Origin of the sequence: Streptomyces sp. NPDC056835 (assembly GCF_042789485.1) — a bacterium.
Lineage (GTDB): Bacteria > Actinomycetota > Actinomycetes > Streptomycetales > Streptomycetaceae > Streptomyces.
Genome location: NZ_JBHUBB010000032.1, coordinates 25,213 through 44,722, shown reverse-complemented (window position 1 = coordinate 44,722; position 19,510 = coordinate 25,213). Strand labels below are relative to the sequence as shown.

14 protein-coding genes are annotated in these 19,510 nt (G+C 69.8%); 11 read left to right on the top strand and 3 right to left on the bottom strand.

Translation table 11 applies throughout. The features are described from left to right. Positions 1-21 precede the first annotated feature (21 nt). The gene (hflX, locus tag ACFRMN_RS30125; RefSeq protein WP_383025274.1) at positions 22-1,512 is read left to right on the top strand and encodes a GTPase HflX; all 1,491 of its coding nucleotides are present in this window, start codon (positions 22-24) and stop codon (positions 1,510-1,512) included. A gap of 117 nt (positions 1,513-1,629) precedes the next feature. Here the strand turns inward: hflX and ACFRMN_RS30120 are convergent, their stop codons facing one another. Further along, positions 1,630-2,856 carry a trypsin-like serine peptidase gene (locus tag ACFRMN_RS30120; protein ID WP_383025272.1) on the bottom strand — a complete coding sequence of 409 codons (1,227 nt, stop codon included), beginning with the start codon at positions 2,854-2,856 and terminating at the stop codon, positions 1,630-1,632. A 314-nt stretch (positions 2,857-3,170) separates the two neighbouring features. Here ACFRMN_RS30120 and ACFRMN_RS30115 point away from each other — a divergent pair, with 314 nt between their 5' ends. The 5 genes from ACFRMN_RS30115 to ACFRMN_RS30095 all read left to right on the top strand — a co-directional run bounded on the left by ACFRMN_RS30115 (position 3,171) and on the right by ACFRMN_RS30095 (position 11,259). Further along, complete coding sequence (locus tag ACFRMN_RS30115) at positions 3,171-4,529, top strand: diaminobutyrate--2-oxoglutarate transaminase family protein (RefSeq protein ID WP_383025269.1); 1,359 nt, start codon at positions 3,171-3,173, stop codon at positions 4,527-4,529. Positions 4,530-4,567: 38 nt separating this feature from the next. Then, entirely contained in the window at positions 4,568-6,481 is a 1,914-nt protein-coding gene (locus tag ACFRMN_RS30110) for an IucA/IucC family protein (RefSeq protein WP_383025266.1), read from the top strand. Positions 6,482-6,522: 41 nt separating this feature from the next. After that, positions 6,523-7,260, top strand: coding sequence for a GNAT family N-acetyltransferase (locus tag ACFRMN_RS30105; protein WP_383025263.1), 738 nt, complete (start codon positions 6,523-6,525; stop codon positions 7,258-7,260). Between the two features lie 85 nt (positions 7,261-7,345). Further along, entirely contained in the window at positions 7,346-9,250 is a 1,905-nt protein-coding gene (locus tag ACFRMN_RS30100; protein ID WP_383025261.1) for an IucA/IucC family protein, read from the top strand. A 38-nt stretch (positions 9,251-9,288) separates the two neighbouring features. Next, a complete protein-coding gene (locus ACFRMN_RS30095; RefSeq protein ID WP_383025258.1) occupies positions 9,289-11,259 on the top strand; it encodes an ATP-dependent DNA helicase in 1,971 nt (656 codons plus the stop codon). A gap of 143 nt (positions 11,260-11,402) precedes the next feature. Here the strand turns inward: ACFRMN_RS30095 and lexA are convergent, their stop codons facing one another. Then, complete coding sequence (gene lexA / locus ACFRMN_RS30090; RefSeq protein ID WP_383025256.1) at positions 11,403-12,191, bottom strand: transcriptional repressor LexA; 789 nt, start codon at positions 12,189-12,191, stop codon at positions 11,403-11,405. A 501-nt stretch (positions 12,192-12,692) separates the two neighbouring features. On the opposite strand from lexA, the gene nrdR reads away from it, so the two are divergent. Further along, positions 12,693-13,202 (top strand): transcriptional regulator NrdR, encoded by a 510-nt coding sequence (nrdR, locus tag ACFRMN_RS30085; protein WP_383025254.1) that lies wholly within the window; start codon positions 12,693-12,695, stop codon positions 13,200-13,202. A 146-nt stretch (positions 13,203-13,348) separates the two neighbouring features. Continuing rightward, positions 13,349-16,246 (top strand): vitamin B12-dependent ribonucleotide reductase, encoded by a 2,898-nt coding sequence (locus ACFRMN_RS30080; protein ID WP_383025251.1) that lies wholly within the window; start codon positions 13,349-13,351, stop codon positions 16,244-16,246. A gap of 117 nt (positions 16,247-16,363) precedes the next feature. On the opposite strand, the gene ACFRMN_RS30075 is transcribed toward ACFRMN_RS30080, so the two are convergent. Further along, positions 16,364-16,888 carry a TerD family protein gene (locus tag ACFRMN_RS30075; protein ID WP_383025249.1) on the bottom strand — a complete coding sequence of 175 codons (525 nt, stop codon included), beginning with the start codon at positions 16,886-16,888 and terminating at the stop codon, positions 16,364-16,366. A gap of 202 nt (positions 16,889-17,090) precedes the next feature. Here ACFRMN_RS30075 and ACFRMN_RS30070 point away from each other — a divergent pair, with 202 nt between their 5' ends. From ACFRMN_RS30070 to ACFRMN_RS30060, 3 genes are all read left to right on the top strand, one after another. Further along, positions 17,091-17,696 (top strand): YdbC family protein, encoded by a 606-nt coding sequence (locus ACFRMN_RS30070; protein WP_030350129.1) that lies wholly within the window; start codon positions 17,091-17,093, stop codon positions 17,694-17,696. An 80-nt stretch (positions 17,697-17,776) separates the two neighbouring features. Beyond that, positions 17,777-18,436, top strand: coding sequence for a histidine phosphatase family protein (locus ACFRMN_RS30065; protein WP_383025246.1), 660 nt, complete (start codon positions 17,777-17,779; stop codon positions 18,434-18,436). Positions 18,437-18,448: 12 nt separating this feature from the next. Next, positions 18,449-19,426: an ADP-ribosylglycohydrolase family protein gene (locus tag ACFRMN_RS30060; RefSeq protein WP_383025243.1), complete on the top strand. Its 978-nt coding sequence runs from the start codon at positions 18,449-18,451 to the stop codon at positions 19,424-19,426. Positions 19,427-19,510 lie beyond the last annotated feature (84 nt).

Genomic DNA, 19,510 nt, shown 5'->3' with positions numbered 1-19,510 from the left:
TTCCCTAGACGTAAGGATCCAATGACCTCCTCTTCCTCCCCTTCCCAGGACGCGCAGCGCTTCGCGGACCACCGCACGGAAAGCCTTCGGGCCGATGCCCTGATGGAAGAGGACGTCGCCTGGAGCCAAGAGATCGACGGAGACCGGGACGGCGATCAGTTCGACCGCTCCGAGCGCGCGGCCCTACGGCGTGTGGTGGGCCTCTCCACCGAGCTCGAAGACGTTACCGAGGTCGAGTACCGGCAGCTGCGCCTGGAGCGCGTGGTGCTGGTCGGCGTATGGACCTCGGGGACCGTGCAGGACGCCGAGAACTCCCTCGCGGAGCTGGCGGCGCTCGCGGAGACGGCGGGCGCGCTCGTGCTCGACGGCGTGATCCAGCGCCGTGACAAGCCCGATCCGGCCACCTACATCGGCTCCGGCAAGGCGCAGGAGCTGCGGGACATCGTGCTGGAGAGCGGCGCCGACACCGTCGTCTGCGACGGTGAGCTGAGCCCCGGCCAGCTGATCCATCTCGAAGATGTCGTCAAGGTCAAGGTGGTCGACCGTACGGCCCTGATCCTGGACATCTTCGCCCAGCACGCCAAGTCCCGTGAGGGCAAGGCGCAGGTCGCGCTGGCGCAGATGCAGTACATGCTGCCGCGGCTGCGCGGCTGGGGTCAGTCGCTGTCCCGTCAGATGGGTGGCGGCGGCGGTGGCGGTATGGCCACCCGCGGTCCCGGTGAGACCAAGATCGAGACAGACCGGCGGCGTATCCGCGAGAAGATGGCGAAGATGCGCCGGGAGATCGCGGACATGAAGACCGGCCGCGAGATCAAGCGGCAGGAGCGGCGGCGCAACAAGGTGCCGTCGGTCGCGATCGCCGGATACACCAACGCGGGCAAGTCCTCACTGCTCAACCGGCTCACCGGCGCGGGCGTGCTGGTGGAGAACGCGCTGTTCGCCACCCTCGACCCGACCGTGCGCCGGGCCGAGACCCCGAGCGGCCGGATCTACACCCTGGCCGACACGGTCGGATTCGTCCGGCATCTGCCGCATCACCTCGTCGAAGCGTTCCGCTCCACGATGGAAGAGGTCGGTGACTCCGATCTGATCGTGCATGTGGTGGACGGTTCGCACCCCGCGCCGGAGGAGCAGCTGGCCGCCGTGCGCGAGGTGATCCGCGATGTGGGCGCGGTGGACGTACGCGAGATCGTGGTGATCAACAAGGCGGACGCGGCCGATCCGCTGGTGCTCCAGCGGCTGCTGCGCGCGGAGCGGTACGCGATCGCCGTCTCGGCGCGTACCGGCCAGGGGATCGGCGAACTGCTCGCACTCATCGACGAGGAACTGCCCCGGCCCGAGGTCGAGGTCGAGGCGCTTCTCCCGTACACCGAGGGCGCGCTCGTCTCCCGGATTCACGCCGAGGGCGAGGTGCTCTCCGAGGAACACACCCCGGAGGGCACGGTGGTCAAGGCGCGTGTCCACGAGGAGCTGGCCGCCGCGCTCAGTCCCTATGTGCCGGTGGCCCGCTGACCGTAAGGCCCCGGAAGCCCGGACAGGACGAGGGCCCGCCCCCCCCGCGAGGAGGGGGCGGGCCCTCGGCCGTACGGCCGCTGTCCGTGCCGCTGCCGGCCGTGACCGGCCCGTGCGTCACTGACCGGCGAACTTCTCGCTGACCCCGTCGTAGATGCCCTTGGCGATATCACCGAGACGCGGCCCGGCGAGCCAGCCGGCCGTGACCGGGCCGATGGAGGTGTTGGACACCAGCGCGGGCTTGCCGTCCGCGCCGTTCGCGACCCAGCCGCCACCGGACGAACCACCGGTCATGGTGCAGCCGACCCGGTACATCGTCGGGTCGTCGGCCGTCAGCGACAGCCGGCCCGGCTTGTCCTGGCACTGGAAGAGCTTCTGGCCGTCGAACGGCGGCCCAGCCGGGTAGCCGGTCGCCGTCATGGAGTCGATCTGCGGGGTGGCCGGAGCGTTGAACTCCACGGGCAGCGCCGAACCGACCGTCTCCTCAAGGGACTTGCCGGAGCCGCCCTTCTCCGGGGTGACATGGATGACCGCGAAGTCGTACGGCGCGCCCTGTCCGCCCTTCGAGGCGCCCTGCGCGATCCACTGCTCGGAGGTCTGCGCCCAGTCGGCCCACCACACGCCCTCCGGAGCGATCCGCTCCTTGGGAGCCGTCTCCAGTTCGGCCATCGACAGACCGCTGTTGTTGTACGAGGGGACGAAGGCGAGGTTGCGGTACCAGCCGCCGGTCTTGCCCGCGTGCACGCAGTGGCCCGCGGTCCACACCAGGTTGGACTTACCGGGGTGGGCCGGATCCTCGACCACGGTCGCGGAGCAGACCATCGAGCCCTCGGGGCCGTCGAAGAACAACTTGCCTGCCTCGGCGGCGTTCTCGCGGTACGGCGCGTTCACCGCCTGCGCGGCGACCGGCTCCGGAGTCGGGTCGGTCACGCCCGCGTCACCGGAGATGTCCTGATCGTCGACCGCCTTCTCCGGCGGCTTCTCCGCGTCCCGCATCCGGTCCGGGTCCCACAGGCCCTCGATGATCGGATTGATGTAGTCCTTGGCCTCACGCAGCCAGGTGTCCTTGTCCCAGTTCTTCCACTCGCCGTTCCTCCACTTGTCCAGATCGAATCCGTGCTCCTTGAGCCGGTCCTTGAGCTCGTCGGGTATCCGGATCTTGCCGTCGGACGAGGCGGTGGCGGCGTCGCTCGCCGGGGCGGTGGCGTTGTCCTCCTCCGGCCCGCAGGCCGTGGCCGTCAGTACGAGCGCCGCGGCCATCGCGGTCGCGGCGAGGACGGGGGAGGTTCTGCGCCGTGTGCTCCTTCCACGAGGTGCGGTGAGCGTGCGGCGAATGAGTCGCATGGTGTGTATCCCCCTGGGACTTCGGACAGTTCGGAACGGTGAAACGGCTGGCGCGTCCCGGCCGCGGTGCCGGAGCCGGGACAACGGCCCCCCACTATGCCGGTGCCGATGGGGACGGCGCGCGGCAGGGCCGTGGTTCCGCGGCCAAGGATCTTTCGACTGCCCGTGATCCCGGGCACTCTCCGTCGTTTGTACGTACGGGGCGGGCGCCCCGTCTCAAGCCGGCGTCCACCGCCGAACATTCGGCGGCCGGGCGCCGTACTGACAGACGACTGACTGTGACATGAAATGCGACAACGGGAGGACCGACAGCCGTGGCCGTGACCGAACCCCCTCCAGCGGCACCGACCGTCGCCCACGAGGGCATTCTCCGGCGCCAGTCCTTACGGGAATCGGCGGCCCGCACGTATGCGAGGTCCCTGCCCATCGTGCCCGTGCGCGCACGGGGGCTGACCATCGAAGGCGCCGACGGGCGGCGGTATTTGGACTGCCTGTCCGGCGCGGGCACGCTGGCCCTGGGGCACAACCATCCGGTCGTTCTCGACGCGATCAGGAAGGTCCTCGACTCCGGGGCCCCGCTCCATGTCCTCGACCTCGCCACACCCGTCAAGGACGCTTTCACCACCGAGCTGTTCGCCACCCTGCCACCGCGGTTCGCCGAGAACGCCCGGGTGCAGTTCTGCGGCCCCGCGGGCACCGACGCCGTCGAGGCCGCGCTCAAGCTCGTCCGCACCGCCACCGGCCGCGGCGGGCTCCTCGCCTTCACCGGCGCGTACCACGGGATGACGGCGGGCGCGCTCGCCGCCTCCGGAGGAGCCGAGGACGTACGGGTGACCCGGCTGCCCTATCCGTACGAGTACCGCTGCCCGTTCGGCATCGGCGGGGAGCGCGGCGCCGAACTCGCCGCGCGCTGGACCGAGAACCTGCTCGACGACCCCAAGGGCGGCCTGGCCGCCCCCGGCGGAATGATCCTCGAACCGGTGCAGGGCGAGGGCGGGGTGATCCCCGCCCCCGACAGCTGGCTGCGCAGGATGCGCGAGATCACCGCCGACCGTTCCATCCCGCTCATCGCCGACGAGGTACAGACCGGAGTCGGCAGGACCGGCACCTTCTGGGCCGTGGAGCACAGCGGGATCACCCCCGATGTGATGGTGATGTCCAAGGCCATCGGTGGCTCCCTTCCGCTGGCCGTGATCGTCTACCACTCGGATCTCGACTGCTGGCCGCCGGGCGCCCACGCGGGCACCTTCCGCGGCAACCAGCTCGCGATGGCGGCGGGCGCGGCCACCCTCGCCTACGTACGGGAGAACCACCTCGCCGACCGCGCCGCGATCCTCGGCGCGCGCATGCTGGGGCAGCTCCAGGGGCTGGCCGCCAACCATCCCTGTATCGGAGACGTACGGGGCCGTGGTCTCATGATCGGTGTGGAACTCGTCGCCCCGGAGGCCGGCGACCCGGCCCCGCCGGATCCGGCCCTCGCCACAGCCGTCCAGCGGGAGTGTCTGAGCCGCGGCCTCATCGTGGAACTCGGCGGACGCAGGGCCGCCGTCGTACGGCTGCTTCCGCCGCTCACACTCACCGACGAGCAGGCCGTCGCGGTCCTCGACCGCTTCGCCGACGCCCTGGCCGCCGCCGAGCGCGCCGCACTCCACCGTAAAGAAACCGGTCCCTAGAACCGCCCCCCGGACACCCTCACAAGGAAGCCCCCGCCGTGAACTCCACCCCCGCACCTGATGTGCCCGAGGCCACCGGCCGCCCCACCGCCCACCCCGGAGGACCTGACCGGGGGCAGGACGCGTCCCACGCCGCCGGTACCGTCGAGCCGACCACGGTGCCACGGCAGCCGACGGGCGGCTTCGACGGCCAACTCGCCACCGGTGCCGACGCGTTCGCCGGTGTCCCGGTGGCCGACCAGCTCGACCATCCCGACCCGCTGAAGGCGGCCGACGCGGCGGCCGTCGAGAACCTGCTGCGCTGCTGGGTCAGGGAGAACGATCTGCCACGCCCCGAGGGCCAGGTCCTCCGGATCCCCCTCCACGCCAGTGGCACCGCGCTCCTCGTCCCCGTCCGGTACTGGTCGGTGACGGGCTGGCACCGCTTCGGGATGCCGTTCCTGGAAAGCGCCCCCCGGGACGCCCCGGCCGCCGAGGCCGTCACCGTCGCCGCTCTCCTCGGCCGCGAATCGGGCCGCTACCAGGGCGGGGAACTGGTCGGCAGGGTCGCCAACTCCCTGCTCCACACGGCCGACTTCCTCGCCGACCGGCGGCGCCGCCCCGAAACCGCCCCCGACGCCGACCTGTTCCTCACCGCCGAGCAGTCACTCCTCCTCGGCCATCCGCTGCATCCCACGCCCAAGAGCCGGGAAGGGCTCTCCGAGGCCGAAGCCCGGCTCTACTCACCGGAGTCACGGGGCTCGTTCCCGCTGCACTGGATGGCCGTCGACCGGTCCGTACTCGCCACCGACTCCGCCTGGACCGAGCAGGGCCGCGTCCTGCCCGCCGGCACGCTCACGGCACGCCTCCTCGGCGACGTCCCCCTTCCCGAGCACACCGTCGCCCTGCCCCTCCACCCCTGGCAGGCACGTGAGTTGAGGCACCGCCCCGCCGTGGCCCGCCTCCTCGACGCCGGTCTCCTCCATGACCTGGGCCCTCACGGCGCCCCCTGGCACCCCACTTCCTCGATCCGTACCGTCTACCGGCCCGGCGCCCCCGCCATGCTCAAGCTCTCCCTCGGGGTACGCATCACCAACTCCCGCCGCGAGAACCTGCGCAAGGAACTGCACCGCGGCGTCGAGGTCCAGCGGCTGCTGCGCAGCGGACTCACCAAGGAGTGGCAGGCCGCCCACCCCGGCTTCGACATCGTCCGCGATCCCGCCTGGCTCGCCGTCGACACCGAGGACGGCGAGGCCGTGACCGGACTCGACGTCATGCTGCGCCACAACCCGTTCACCGCCGGGGACGACGCCGTCTGCATCGCCGGACTCACCGCCGCGCGCCCCTGTCCCGGCCGTACCGGCATGCGGTCGCGGCTGGCCGAGATCGTCTCCACGCTCGCCGCCCGCACCGGCCGCACCGGCGGGGCCGTCGCCGCCGAGTGGTTCCTGCGCTATCTGGACCAGGTCGTACGCCCGGTGCTCTGGCTGGACGGTACGGCGGGCATCGCCCTGGAGGCGCACCAGCAGAACACGCTGGTACTCCTCGACGCCGCGGGCTGGCCCGTCGGCGGTCGCTACCGCGACAACCAGGGCTACTACTTCCGCGAATCCCATCGCGCCTCGCTGGAGCACCGGCTGCCCGGCATCGGTGCCGCCAGCGACACCTTCGTCTCCGACGACGTCACCGACGAACGCTTCGCCTACTACCTCGGCATCAACAACGTCCTCGGTCTGATCGGGGCGTTCGGCGCCCAGGGCCTCGCCGACGAAAGCGTCCTGATCGCCGCCTTCCGCCAGTTCCTCACCGGAGCGGCGCGCCTCGGCTCACCGCTGCCCGAGCGGCTGTTGGAGTCCCCCACCCTCCGCTGCAAGGCGAACCTGCTCACCCGGCTGCACGGCCTCGACGAACTGGTCGGGCCCGTCGACACCCAGTCCGTCTACGTCACCATCGCCAACCCCCTTCGCCATTGAAGGACCCGAACCGTCCGCACCGCCGAGAGGAGAGCGCCACCGTGTCTCCCACCGATGCCGGCACCGACACCGGAGCCGGCCCCACCCCGCATACCGGCGGGGGCCCCGATGACACCGTCGACATGCGGTTGTCCGACGAGCTCGTCGCACTGTTCGGGGAGGGCGATCCGGTGGCCCTGACCCCCTCGTACGACGACCTCCCGGCCGGTGATCTGCTCGACGCCCCCGCCGGATGGGGGCCCGCCGCCACCTCCGCGGGTGTCTTCCAGCTCGTGCCGGTACGCCTCACCCGCGATCTGGCGCTGATCAGCCGCTGGATGAACGACCCCGCCGTCGCCGCCTTCTGGGAGCTGGCGGGGCCCGACGAGATCACCGCCGGCCATCTGCGCCCACAGCTCGAAGGCGACGGCCGCAGCGCCCCCTGTCTCGGCGTGCTCGACGGAGTGCCGATGAGCTACTGGGAGATCTACCGCGCCGACCTCGACCCGCTCGCGCGGCACTACCCCGCACGCCCGCACGACACCGGGATCCACCTCCTGGTGGGAGGCGTCGCCAACCGTGGCCGCGGAGTCGGCACCACCCTCCTCAGAGCCGTCTCCGATCTCGTCCTCGACCACCGTCCGCGCTGCGGGCGCGTCATCGCCGAGCCCGACCTCCGTAACACGCCCTCCGTCGCCGCCTTCCTCAGCGCCGGGTTCCGGTTCTCCGCGGAAGTCGACCTGCCCGACAAACGAGCCGCCCTCATGGTCCGTGACCGTGCCCTGCGCGACCTGCTGTGAACGATCAGCTCCCCTGGCCACCCCGCGCGACGCCCACCCCGCACGATCCGCTCGTTCCCATCGGTTCCGTCCCCGAGGAGTCCACGTGCCGACGTCCCCCGCGACCCATGACTCCGCCGGTCCCACCGGCCCCATATCCCCCGGCCACTCCGCCGTTTCCAGCGAGCCGGCCGGGCTGTTCTCGCCACCCGAGCTGAACCAGCCGACCTGGGAGCGGGCCGCAGGCCGCCTCCTCGCCAAGCTGCTCGGTGAATTCGCGTACGAGGAGATCATCGAGCCGACGCCCGTGCCGGGGGCCCACGAGGCCGCCGACGGCCGGGCCGCCGCCACGGACGGTCTTCCGTACGCCCTCACGCTCGACGCCGGCGAGACGCTCACCTTCCGCGCGACACGCGGTGCCTACGACAGCTGGCGCGTCGATCCCGGCTCCCTCGCCTGCGACGGCCGGCCCTTCACCGATCCCCTCCGCTTTCTGCTGCTGTCCCGCCGGCTGCTCGCCCTCGACGGCGCGACCCTCGGCCATCTCGTCCGTGAGCTCACCACCACCATCGCCGCCGACGCCAAGCTTGAGCACACCGCGCTCGGCGCCGGACGCCTCGCCGACCTCGGCTACGCCGAACTCGAAGGACACCAGACCGGCCACCCCTGGATCGTCCTCAACAAGGGCCGGGGCGGCTTCTCCGCCACCGATACCGACCGCTGGGCGCCCGAGGCCCGCACACCGACCGAGCTCCCCTGGATCGCGGCCAGCACCTCACTCGCCACCTACCGGGGAGTCGGCTCGCTGGAGACGCCCGATCTGCTCTACGCGGGCGAACTCGACGCCGCCGTCCGCGAGCGCTTCGACTCCATACTCCGCGGCCGGGGGCTCGATCCCGCCGGCTATCTCTACCTCCCCGTACATCCCTGGCAGTGGGACGAGGTGCTGCTCCAGCTCTACGCCCCCGCCATAGCCGAGGGGGCGATCGTCCCGCTCCCCACCGACGGTGACCTCCGGCTGCCGCAGCAGTCCATCCGTACCTTCCTCAATCTCGGCCGGCCCGAGCGGCACACGGTCAAATTGCCGCTGTCCATCCTCAACACCCTTGTCTGGCGCGGCCTTCCCACGGAGCGCACGCTCGCCGCCCCCGCCGTCACCGCGTGGATGCACGGAGTGCGCGACGCGGACGCCTTCCTCCGCGACGAGTGCGGGGTGATCCTGCTCGGTGAAGTCGCCTCCGTAACGGTTGAACACCCCCTCTACGACCACCTCCCAGAGGTTCCGTACCAGTACAAGGAACTGCTCGGCGCGATCTGGCGCGAGCCCCTTCAGGCCCGGCTGGCATCCGGTGAGCGCGCCCGTACGCTCGCCTCGCTCATCCATACGGATCCGCACGGCCGGGCGTTCACCGCCGAACTCGTCGCGCGTTCGGGACTCATGCCCGCCGACTGGCTCCAGCGGCTCTTCTCCGCGCTGCTTCCGCCCCTGCTGCACTTCCTCTACCGCTACGGGACGGTCTTCTCCCCGCACGGCGAGAACGCCATCGTCGTCTTCGACGGCCAGGACGTGCCGGTACGGCTCGCGATCAAGGACTTCGTCGACGATGTGAACATCAGCGCGCGGCCGTTGCCCGAGCACGAATCGATGCCCGAGGACGTGAAGAGCGTTCTTCTGACGGAAGAGCCGTCCTTCCTCACCCAGTTCATCCATTCAGGGCTCTTCGTCGGCGTCTTCCGCTATCTCGCGCCGCTGTGCCAGGACCAACTGGGCGTGCCCGAGGACGAGTTCTGGTCCCTCGTACGGGCGGAGATCCTGCGCCACCAGGCCCGGTTCCCGGAGCTGAAGGAGCGGTTCGAGACCTTCGACCTGCTCACGCCCCGTATCCAGCGTCTCTGCCTCAACCGGAACCGGCTGCATCTCGACGGCTACCGGGACCGCTCCCACCGGCCGCACGCCGCCGTGCACGGTACGGTTCCCAACCCGCTCGCCGTCCGGCGGCCGGGCGAGTGACCTCCATTGTCAGCGACGCCCCGTAGGGTGGTCGGGCTATGACGAAGCCAACACTCCCCGAGCTCCTCCACGCCGCCGTCAGCTCCGTCGGCGGCGTGGAACGGCCAGGCCAGGTCACCATGGCCGAGGCCGTCGCCGAAGCCATCGACGCCCCGTCCCATCTGCTCGTCCAGGCCGGCACCGGTACCGGTAAGTCACTGGGCTATCTGGTGCCGGCCCTGGCCCATGGCGAACGGGTCGTGGTGGCGACGGCCACCCTGGCGTTGCAGCGCCAGCTCGTGGAGCGAGACCTTCCGCGTACGGTCGACGCGCTGCACCCCCTGCTGCGGCGGCGGCCCGAGTTCGCCATGCTCAAGGGACGCTCCAACTATCTCTGTCTGCACCGGCTGCATGAGGGGATGCCGCAGGACGAGGAGGACGGCCTCTTCGACCAGTTCGAGGCGGCCGCGCCCACCAGCAAGCTGGGCCAGGACCTGCTGCGGATGCGGGACTGGGCGGACGAGACCGAGACCGGCGACCGCGACGATCTGACGCCCGGTGTCTCCGACCGCGCCTGGGCCCAGATCTCCGTCTCGTCGCGGGAGTGCCTGGGGGCGACGAAGTGCGCCTATGGCGCGGAGTGCTTCGCCGAGTTGGCGCGTGAGCGCGCCAAGCTCGCCGAGGTCGTCGTCACCAACCACGCGCTCCTGGCGATCGACGCGATCGAGGGCGCCCCGGTCCTTCCCCAGCACGAGGTGCTGATCGTCGACGAGGCCCATGAGCTGGTCTCACGGGTCACCGGAGTGGCCACCGGTGAGCTGACCCCGGGGCAGGTCCAGCGGGCCGTGCGCCGCTCGGCGAAGCTGGTGAACGAGAAGGCCGCGGACGCCTTGCAGACGGCGGCCGAGACCTTCGAGCGGCTGATGGAGCTGGCCCTGCCCGGGCGGCTCGAAGAGATCCCCGAGGACCTGGGCTACGCGCTGATGGCGCTGCGCGACGCGGCCCGTACGGTCATCTCGGCGCTCGGCTCGACCCGTGACAAGTCCGTTCAGGACGAGGATGTCGTACGGAAGCAGGCGCTCGCCTCCGTCGAGTCCGTCCACAGTGTCGCCGAGCGGATCGCCAACGGTTCCGAGTGGGACGTCGTCTGGTACGAACGGCACGACCGGTTCGGCGCGTCGCTCCGCGTCGCTCCGCTCTCCGTGTCGGGACTGCTGCGGGAGAAGCTTTTCACCGACCGATCCGTCGTGCTCACCTCCGCGACACTGAAGCTCGGCGGCGACTTCAACGGCGTGGGCGCCTCGCTGGGCCTGGCGCCGGAAGGCACCGAGGGCGACGACGTCCCGCGGTGGAAGGGCATCGATGTCGGCTCGCCGTTCGACTACCGCAAGCAGGGCATCCTCTATGTCGCGCGCCATCTGGCCACACCGGGCCGGGAGGGCTCGCGCGGCGACATGATGGATGAGCTGGCGGAGCTGGTGGAGGCGGCGGGCGGCCGTACGCTCGGGCTCTTCTCCTCGATGCGGGCCGCCCAGGCGGCCGCCGAGGAGCTGCGGGGCAGGCTCGACGCCCCGATCCTGCTCCAGGGCGAGGAGACGCTCGGCGAGCTGATCAAGGCGTTCGCCGCCGATCCGAAGACCTGCCTGTTCGGCACGCTCTCCCTGTGGCAGGGCGTCGATGTGCCGGGCCCCAGCTCGCAGCTCGTGGTGATGGACCGGATTCCCTTCCCGCGTCCCGACGATCCGCTGATGAGCGCGCGGCAGAAGGCGGTCGAGGAGGCGGGCGGCAATGGGTTCATGGCCGTGGCGGCGACGCATGCCGCCCTGCTGATGGCCCAGGGCGCCGGACGTCTGGTGCGGGCGAGCGGGGACCGCGGCGTCGTGGCCGTACTGGACCCGAGGCTGGCCAACGCCCGGTACGGAAGCTTTCTGCGTGCGTCACTGCCCGACTTCTGGTACACCACGGACCGTAATCAGGTACGGCGCTCCCTCGCGTCGATCGACGCCGTCGCACAGGCCGATGGACGCTGATGAATGGACGCCAGTGAGGGGAGACAACCCCTCAAGGCGGGCATGAAGCGCGGGCATGAGGCGAGGGCATGAAGCGCGGGCATAAAGCAGGGCCCCGGAACCGGCGCAGGGGTTCCGGGGCCCGGTCGGAGCCGGTGGAGTACTCACACCCGGCGCAGGACCGCCACCACCTTGCCGAGGATCGTCGCGTCGTCACCGGGGATCGGTTGGTACGCCGCGTTGTGCGGGAGCAGCCAGACATGGCCGTCCTCGCGCCGGAAGCGCTTGACCGTCGCCTCGCCGTCCAGCATCGCGGCGACGATGTCGCCGTTCTCCGCGACCGGCTGGCGGCGGACCGTCACCCAGTCACCGTCGCAGATGGCGGCCTCGATCATCGAGTCACCGACGACCTTCAGCACGAACAGCTCTCCGTCACCCACCAGCTGGCGGGGGAGCGGGAAGACATCCTCGACGGACTCCTCCGCGAGGATCGGTCCGCCGGCGGCGATCCGCCCCACCAGCGGGACATACGAGGCGGCCGGCTTGCCGGTCGTGTCCGTCTGCTGGGTGCTCGGCTGGTCGGAGCCGCGCACCTCGTACGCCCTCGGCCGGTGCGGATCACGGCGCAGGAAGCCCTTGCGCTCCAGGGCCATCAGCTGATGGGCGACCGACGAGGTGCTGGAGAGGCCCACGGCCTGGCCGATCTCCCGCATGGAAGGCGGGTATCCGCGCCGCTGCACGGAGTCACGGATGACCTCGATGACCCTGCGCTGCCGGTCCGTGAGTCCGGAGCTGTCCGCCCTGATTCCTGGAGGTCGGCCGGGCAACGAACGCGTGGGCTTGGCGCCCTCCGGGTTCGTGAGTACGTCATTCATGGCATGCACCGGCTCATGTCGGCTCTGGGAGCGGTCCTGGGCAGTGATGATGGTGGCGCTGTCTGCGGTGGTGGTCACGTCGGCCCCTCTCGAAATGTTCTCCCTAGCTGGACAACGGTAGTAGCTTTCGAAAGGTTGCGCCAAACACACGTTCGAGTGAAAAATTGCGGAGAGTCCGCCTTGAGTATCTGACTGGGTGTATACGCAGGCTCGATGGCCGCGGTACGGGGCCGCTCGCCACCGTACCGTCCGGCTCCCGGTCGCCGCCTTCATGGCGGGGACCAGTGTTCCACCGGGCGGCCCGGAAGGCCGCTCGCCGCGCCCTTCCCGTACTCTCGTGGCCGGTCCGCGCGGGCCCGGGCGCTCGCCCGGGCACCCGCCTCGACACGCGACACGCGCCGGGGCATAGGATGCAGTCAAACCCCAGATCTAGTGGTTGGATTGTCGCGGCCACCCAGAAGTTGTGGTCCCCCCGCTTTTGGGGGTGAGGCCATCGCCTATGCTGGGGGTGCTTCGAGGGGCTCGTTTCCGGGCCCTGACGAGGCTATTCAGTCGCGCTGTGAAGGAGGGTAGGGAACCATGCACTGTCCCTTCTGCAGGCACCCCGACAGCCGTGTCGTCGACAGTCGCACCACCGACGACGGGACGTCGATCCGCCGCCGCCGTCAGTGCCCCGACTGCTCCCGCCGTTTCACCACGGTGGAGACCGCCTCACTGATGGTGATCAAGCGCAGCGGTGTGACCGAACCCTTCAGCCGTACCAAGGTCATCTCAGGCGTGCGCAAGGCGTGCCAGGGACGGCCGGTCACCGAGGACGCCCTCGCTCAGCTCGGCCAGCGGGTCGAGGAAGCGGTGCGCGCCACCGGGAGCGCCGAGCTGACCACCCACGACGTGGGGCTGGCCATACTCGGCCCACTGCGGGAACTCGACCTCGTCGCGTACCTGCGCTTCGCATCCGTGTACCGGGCGTTCAACTCGCTCGAAGACTTCGAGGCCGCCATCGCGGAACTGCGCGAGCGGCCCCCCTCAGAGGAAACCGGCGTCGACGGGGCCAGCGAGGTCCCCGTGCCCGCCACCGCCGCGGACTGACCGGCCGGCCCGATCCTGGCCGCTCCGCGGCGGCAAAAGACCTGTCACGGGTGCCCTGTGCGCACCCGAGGCATCAGACACACACGCCAGTGCCATGGGAAGAACTTGGCACTTCAGCGCGTTTTTGTACGTATATGGGAGGCGGCATGACAGAGACGGCGAGCGGCTCGGCACGAGGTTCCCGGGCCAAGGGGACCAAGGGCGGCAAGGGACTGCGTATCGAGCGCATTCATACGAGCCCCGGCGTGCACCCGTACGACGAGGTGGTCTGGGAGCGCCGTGACGTCGTGATGACCAATTGGCGCGACGGCTCGGTCAATTTCGAGCAGCGTGGCGTCGAGTTCCCCGACTTCTGGTCTCTGAACGCGGTCAACATCGTCACCAGCAAGTACTTCCGCGGGGCCGTCGGCACCCCGCAGCGCGAGACCGGTCTCAAGCAGCTCATCGACCGGATCGTGAAGACGTACCGCAAGGCCGGTGAGGAGTACCAGTACTTCGCCTCGCCCGCGGACGCCGAGATCTTCGAGCACGAGCTGGCCTACGCCCTCCTGCACCAGGTCTTCAGCTTCAACTCGCCGGTGTGGTTCAACGTCGGCACGCCTCAGCCGCAGCAGGTCTCCGCCTGCTTCATCCTGTCCGTCGACGACTCCATGGACTCGATCCTCGACTGGTACAAGGAAGAGGGGATGATCTTCAAGGGAGGCTCGGGCGCCGGTCTGAACCTCTCCCGGATCCGTTCCTCCAAGGAGCTGCTTTCCTCCGGGGGCAATGCCTCGGGCCCGGTCTCCTTCATGCGTGGTGCCGACGCCTCCGCCGGAACGATCAAGTCCGGTGGCGCCACCCGTCGCGCGGCCAAGATGGTCATCCTCGATGTCGACCACCCGGACATCGAGGACTTCATCCAGACCAAGGTCAAGGAAGAGGAGAAGATCCGCGCCCTGCGTGACGCGGGCTTCGACATGGACCTGGGCGGCGACGACATCACGTCCGTCCAGTACCAGAACGCCAACAACTCGGTCCGGGTGAACGACGAGTTCATGAAGGCCGTCGAGGCGGGCGGCAAGTTCGGCCTGCGCGCCCGGATGACGGGTGAGGTCATCGAAGAGGTCGAGGCGAAGTCCCTCTTCCGCAAGATGGCCGAGGCGGCCTGGGCCTGTGCCGACCCGGGCATCCAGTACGACGACACCATCAACCGCTGGCACACCTGCCCCGAGTCCGGCCGGATCAACGGCTCGAACCCGTGTAGTGAGTACATGCACCTGGACAACACCTCGTGCAACCTGGCCTCGCTGAACCTGATGAAGTTCCTCAAGGACGACGGCAAGGGCAACCAGTCCTTCGAGTCCGAGCGCTTCGCCAAGGTCGTCGAGCTGGTCATCACCGCGATGGACATCTCCATCTGCTTCGCGGACTTCCCGACGCAGAAGATCGGTGAGAACACCCGCGCCTTCCGTCAGCTCGGCATCGGTTACGCCAACCTCGGCGCCCTGCTGATGGCGACGGGTCACGCCTATGACTCCGACGGCGGCCGTTCGCTGGCCGGGGCCATCACCTCGCTGATGACCGGAACCTCGTACCGCCGCTCCGCCGAGCTGGCCGCGGTCGTCGGCCCGTACGACGGCTTCGCCCGCAACGCCGAGCCGCACAAGCGCGTCATGAAGCAGCACTCCGACGCCAACGCCACCGCGCCCCGGGTCGATGACCTGGACACCCCGGTCTGGGCCGCGGCCACGGAGGCCTGGCAGGACGTACTCCGGCTGGGCGAGAAGAACGGCTTCCGCAACGCGCAGGCCTCGGTCATCGCGCCCACCGGCACCATCGGTCTCGCGATGTCCTGCGACACCACCGGACTGGAGCCCGACCTCGCGCTGGTCAAGTTCAAGAAGCTGGTCGGCGGCGGCTCGATGCAGATCGTCAACGGCACCGTCCCGCAGGCCCTGCGCCGGCTGGGCTACCAGGAGGAGCAGATCGAGGCGATCGTCGCCCACATCGCCGAGAACGGCAATGTGATCAACGCGCCGAGCCTGAAGACCGAGCACTACGAGGTCTTCGACTGCGCGATGGGCGAGCGCTCCATCTCCGCCATGGGTCACGTCCGCATGATGGCGGCGATCCAGCCGTGGATCAGCGGCGCGCTGTCCAAGACGGTGAACCTGCCGGAGACCGCCACCGTCGAGGACGTCGAGGAGGTCTACTTCGAGGCGTGGAAGATGGGCGTCAAGGCGCTCGCCATCTACCGCGACAACTGCAAGGTCGGTCAGCCGCTCTCCGCGAAGAAGAAGGACGAGAAGGTCGCGGAGAAGGCCGAGGACACCATCCGCCAGGCGGTGGAGAAGGTCATTGAGTACCGCCCGGTCCGTAAGCGTCTCCCGAAGGGCCGTCCCGGCCTGACCACCTCCTTCACGGTGGGCGGCGCCGAGGGCTACATGACCGCCAACTCCTACCCCGACGACGGTCTCGGCGAGGTCTTCCTCAAGATGTCCAAGCAGGGCTCGACCCTCGCGGGCATGATGGACGCCTTCTCGATCGCGGTCTCGGTCGGTCTGCAGTACGGCGTCCCGCTGGAGACGTACGTATCGAAGTTCACCAACATGCGCTTCGAGCCGGCCGGTATGACGGACGACCCGGACGTACGGATGGCGCAGTCGATCGTCGACTACATCTTCCGCCGTCTCGCGCTGGACTTCCTTCCCTTCGAGACCCGCTCAGCGCTCGGCATCCACTCCGCCGAGGAGCGCCAGCGCCACCTGGACACCGGTTCGTACGAGCCGTCGATGGACGAGGACGCCATCGACATCGAGAACCTGGCCCAGTCGGCCCCGCGCAGGCAGGAGACGCTGAAGGCGGTGACCCCGACCCCCGCCGCGCCGGCGGCGGCCGTGGTCCCTGCGCCCAAGGAGGCGCACACCTCGGCCGAACTGGTGGAGATGCAGCTCGGCATCAGCGCCGACGCGCCGCTCTGCTTCTCCTGCGGTACGAAGATGCAGCGGGCCGGGTCCTGCTACATCTGCGAGGGATGCGGTTCCACCAGCGGCTGCAGCTGAGCCGTAGGGCGTGTCTTCAAAGTCCCCGAGGGGCGGTGGCCCGAACGGCCGCCGCCCCTCGGGGCCGTAGGCCACGCGCCGCCCACGCCGTAGATCACGCGCCGCCCATGCCGTAGGTCACGCGCCGCCCATCAGGGCGCCGAAGGACTGGAGGTCGGTGTCGAATCCGCGGACCACCGGGTGGAAGCGCCAGGCCCCCGAGGGGTCCCGGGCGAACTCCGCGAACGTCGCCGCCGTGGCGCCGGCCACCCCGGCGAAGTCGTAAGCGGCCAGCTCCGTATATCCCTCAAGGACGCGGGCCGAGGCATTGACTATGTCGCCGAACGTCCGCCGCCCGTCGCGCTGCTGAATGGCCACGCCCACCACCACGCGGGTATAGGACGATGCCAGCCGCACCAGCTCCAGCGTCATCTCCTCGTCGGAGCCGAAGCCCTGGCCCGTCCGGCTCTGCCGGTCCAGCGTGATCGTGCCGTCCGGTGAACGGCTGTCGAAATGGACCAGATAGGCGGGGGCGCCGCTCGGGGAGTCGGAGGTGTACGTCGCGGCGACCAGGTCGAGATCGTGCGGGGGCGCGCCCAGGGGACTGGGGTCCCATTTGAGCGTGACCTCGATCTTCTCCGCCCCTCTGGTGAGGTTGTTCATGAGTCTTCCCCCTCTTCCGAACCGGGCCGGATCTCCAAGCCGTGGACACAAGGCTAGTCCCGGGCACTGACAACCTGTCCCGCGATCAGTCCAGTTGACGCCACGTTGGCCGATACTCGCCTCGTCGGCTGTCCGTACCGTGTCTCTTTCCTGTCCACGACGGGCGTGACCGATGCCACGTTCCGCGCCGTACGATGGCGCGGTGCTGGTCAAGTGGATTCGCTGCACCGTGACCGACCGTCGAGGTTTCGAGCGCGGGCAGCGGAAATGGGCGGGGTTGCTCGGTGAGCCGGGGTTCAGGGGACAGAGCGGAGGATGGAGCAGAGCGAGGCCGGGCGTCGCGCATGTCTTCTCGTTCTGGGAGAGCCGCGCGTTCTACGACTCGTTCATGGCGCGCTCACACGACCGGCTCGCCGCCGCACAGGCGGGGACGCATCGTGACATCCAGGTCAAACTCTTCGACTACCGCTTCGATGTGAAGACCGGCTTCGAGCCGCGTTTCACCGACGCCGATGTGGTGCGGGTCGCGCACTGCAAGGTGCACGAGGACCGGGTCGAGCATTTCGCGCTGATGCAGGAGAAGGTCTGGAACCCCGCGATGGCGGGATCGCCCGGGATGGTGCGGGGACTGTTCGGGGAGGCGCCCGGTCATGAGTTCATAGTGCTGTCCATGTGGCAGTCGGCGGCCGAGCACGGAAAGTACCGGGTCGAACGGGTGGAGCGGCTGACCCTGCGCGCGCAGACGGCCGCGGACGTGGCGGCGCTGGCGGGAGACGTCGTCGACCTCGAATCGACCTGGACGGTCTGACCCTGCCCCTCAGAAGCGGCGTCGTTCGCCCGAAGGGCGGGGCAGACGGTACTTCGGACCTACTCGTCTAGGGTCGTGGCATGGCACGACCACGGCGCATCGTCCTCGTCCGGCACGGCGAGTCGGTAGGCAACGATGATGACACGGTGTACGAACGCGAGCCCGACCATGCCCTGAGGCTCACCGAGAAGGGCCGGCGGCAGGCCCTGGAGACCGGCGTACGGCTGCGTGAGCTGTTCGGCCGGGAGCCGGTCAGCGTCTTCGTCTCGCCCTATCGCCGCACCCACGAGACGTTCGAGGCGTTCGGCCTCGACCCGGAGCTGGTGCGGATACGGGAGGAGCCCCGGCTGCGTGAGCAGGACTGGGGGAACTGGCAGGACCGGGAGGACGTACGGCTACAGAAGGCCTACCGGGACGCGTACGGGCACTTCTTCTACCGTTTCGCGCAGGGCGAGTCGGGCGCCGATGTCTACGATCGGGTCGGCGCGTTCCTGGAGTCCCTCCACCGGAGCTTCGAGACGCCGGACTCGCCGGAGAACGTGCTGCTGGTGACCCATGGACTGACCATGCGGTTGTTCTGTATGCGGTGGTTCCACTGGTCGGTGGCGGAGTTCGAATCCCTGTCGAACCCGGGCAACGGGGAGACCAGAACCCTGATGCTCGGTGCGGACGGCAGATACACGCTGGACCGGCCGTTCGAGCGCTGGCGCACTCCCGAGCCCTACGGGCGTACTGGATAGAATGACCGTGCGATGACCGCTGATCCCACACCCGACGAACCCACGCCCACTGAATCCGCACCCACTGAGCCCGCGCCCAGTGAATCCGTGCCCGGCCGGCCCACCGATCCACGCTGTGAACGCGCCCTGGCGAGCCTGCGCGGGCTGGCCGTGGGGGACGCTCTGGGCTCCCAGTTCTTCGTCCCTTCGAACTATCCGATGCTGAAACGGCGCGAGCTGCCGCCAGGGCTCTGGCAGTGGACCGACGACACCGAGATGGCCGCGTCGGTACTGGCCGTACTGGCCGCGCATCACCGTATCGACCAGGACGCACTGGCCCGGTCCTTCGCCGCGCACCATGACTTCGACCGCGGCTACGGCCCGGCCGTGAACCGCATGCTCCGGTTGATCAGGGAGGGCGGCGACTGGCGTGAACTGGCCGCCGCGCTGTTCAACGGGCAGGGCTCGTGGGGCAATGGGGCCGCCATGCGGATCGCGCCGCTCGGCGCCTGGTACGCGGGCGATCCTGAGCAGGCCACGCATCAGGCCGAGATCTCCGCGTACACCACGCACCAGCACCGCGAGGCCGTGGTGGGCGCCATGGCGGTGGCGGCGGCAGCGGCTCTCGCCGCGGATCCCGCCGGGCCACCGGAGCCGGCGGCGCTGCTCGACGCGGTGGTGGCGCTGGTGCCGCGCAGCGCGGTCGGGGCGGGGCTGCGCCGGGCGCGGGACATGCTGGACTACGACGACGCGGGCACAGTGGCCGCGGTTCTCGGCTGTGGACGGCGTACCAGCGCGCATGACACGGTCCCGTTCGCCCTCTGGTCCGCGGCGCGGGCTCTCGGCGATTTCGAGCGGGGGTTCTGGACCACGGCCCAGGTGGGCGGCGATGTGGACACGACGTGCGCCATCGCGGGGGGAGTGATCTCCGCGGCGAGGACCGGGGCGCCGCCGGCGCGTTGGCTGGAGCGGACGGAAGCGCTGCCGGGCTGGCTGTCGTTGCCTCTGTAGTTGTCACGGTCCTGCCACACCTCCCCCCGAAAACGCGGAGGGGCGGAAGCACGTGGTTACTCTGTCGGCCACGCCGCCCCCGGT

Excerpts from the sequence above, each read along its gene's own strand:
- ACFRMN_RS30095 (WP_383025258.1), top strand. The coding sequence starts at position 9,289 with ATGACGAAGCCAACACTCCCCGAGCTCCTCCACGCCGCCGTCAGCTCC.
- hflX (WP_383025274.1), top strand. The coding sequence starts at position 22 with ATGACCTCCTCTTCCTCCCCTTCCCAGGACGCGCAGCGCTTCGCGGAC.
- ACFRMN_RS30080 (WP_383025251.1), top strand. The coding sequence starts at position 13,349 with ATGACAGAGACGGCGAGCGGCTCGGCACGAGGTTCCCGGGCCAAGGGG.
- ACFRMN_RS30065 (WP_383025246.1), top strand. The coding sequence starts at position 17,777 with ATGGCACGACCACGGCGCATCGTCCTCGTCCGGCACGGCGAGTCGGTA.
- ACFRMN_RS30060 (WP_383025243.1), top strand. The coding sequence starts at position 18,449 with ATGACCGCTGATCCCACACCCGACGAACCCACGCCCACTGAATCCGCA.
- ACFRMN_RS30120 (WP_383025272.1), bottom strand. The coding sequence starts at position 2,856 with ATGCGACTCATTCGCCGCACGCTCACCGCACCTCGTGGAAGGAGCACA.
- ACFRMN_RS30075 (WP_383025249.1), bottom strand. The coding sequence starts at position 16,888 with ATGAACAACCTCACCAGAGGGGCGGAGAAGATCGAGGTCACGCTCAAA.
- nrdR (WP_383025254.1), top strand. The coding sequence starts at position 12,693 with ATGCACTGTCCCTTCTGCAGGCACCCCGACAGCCGTGTCGTCGACAGT.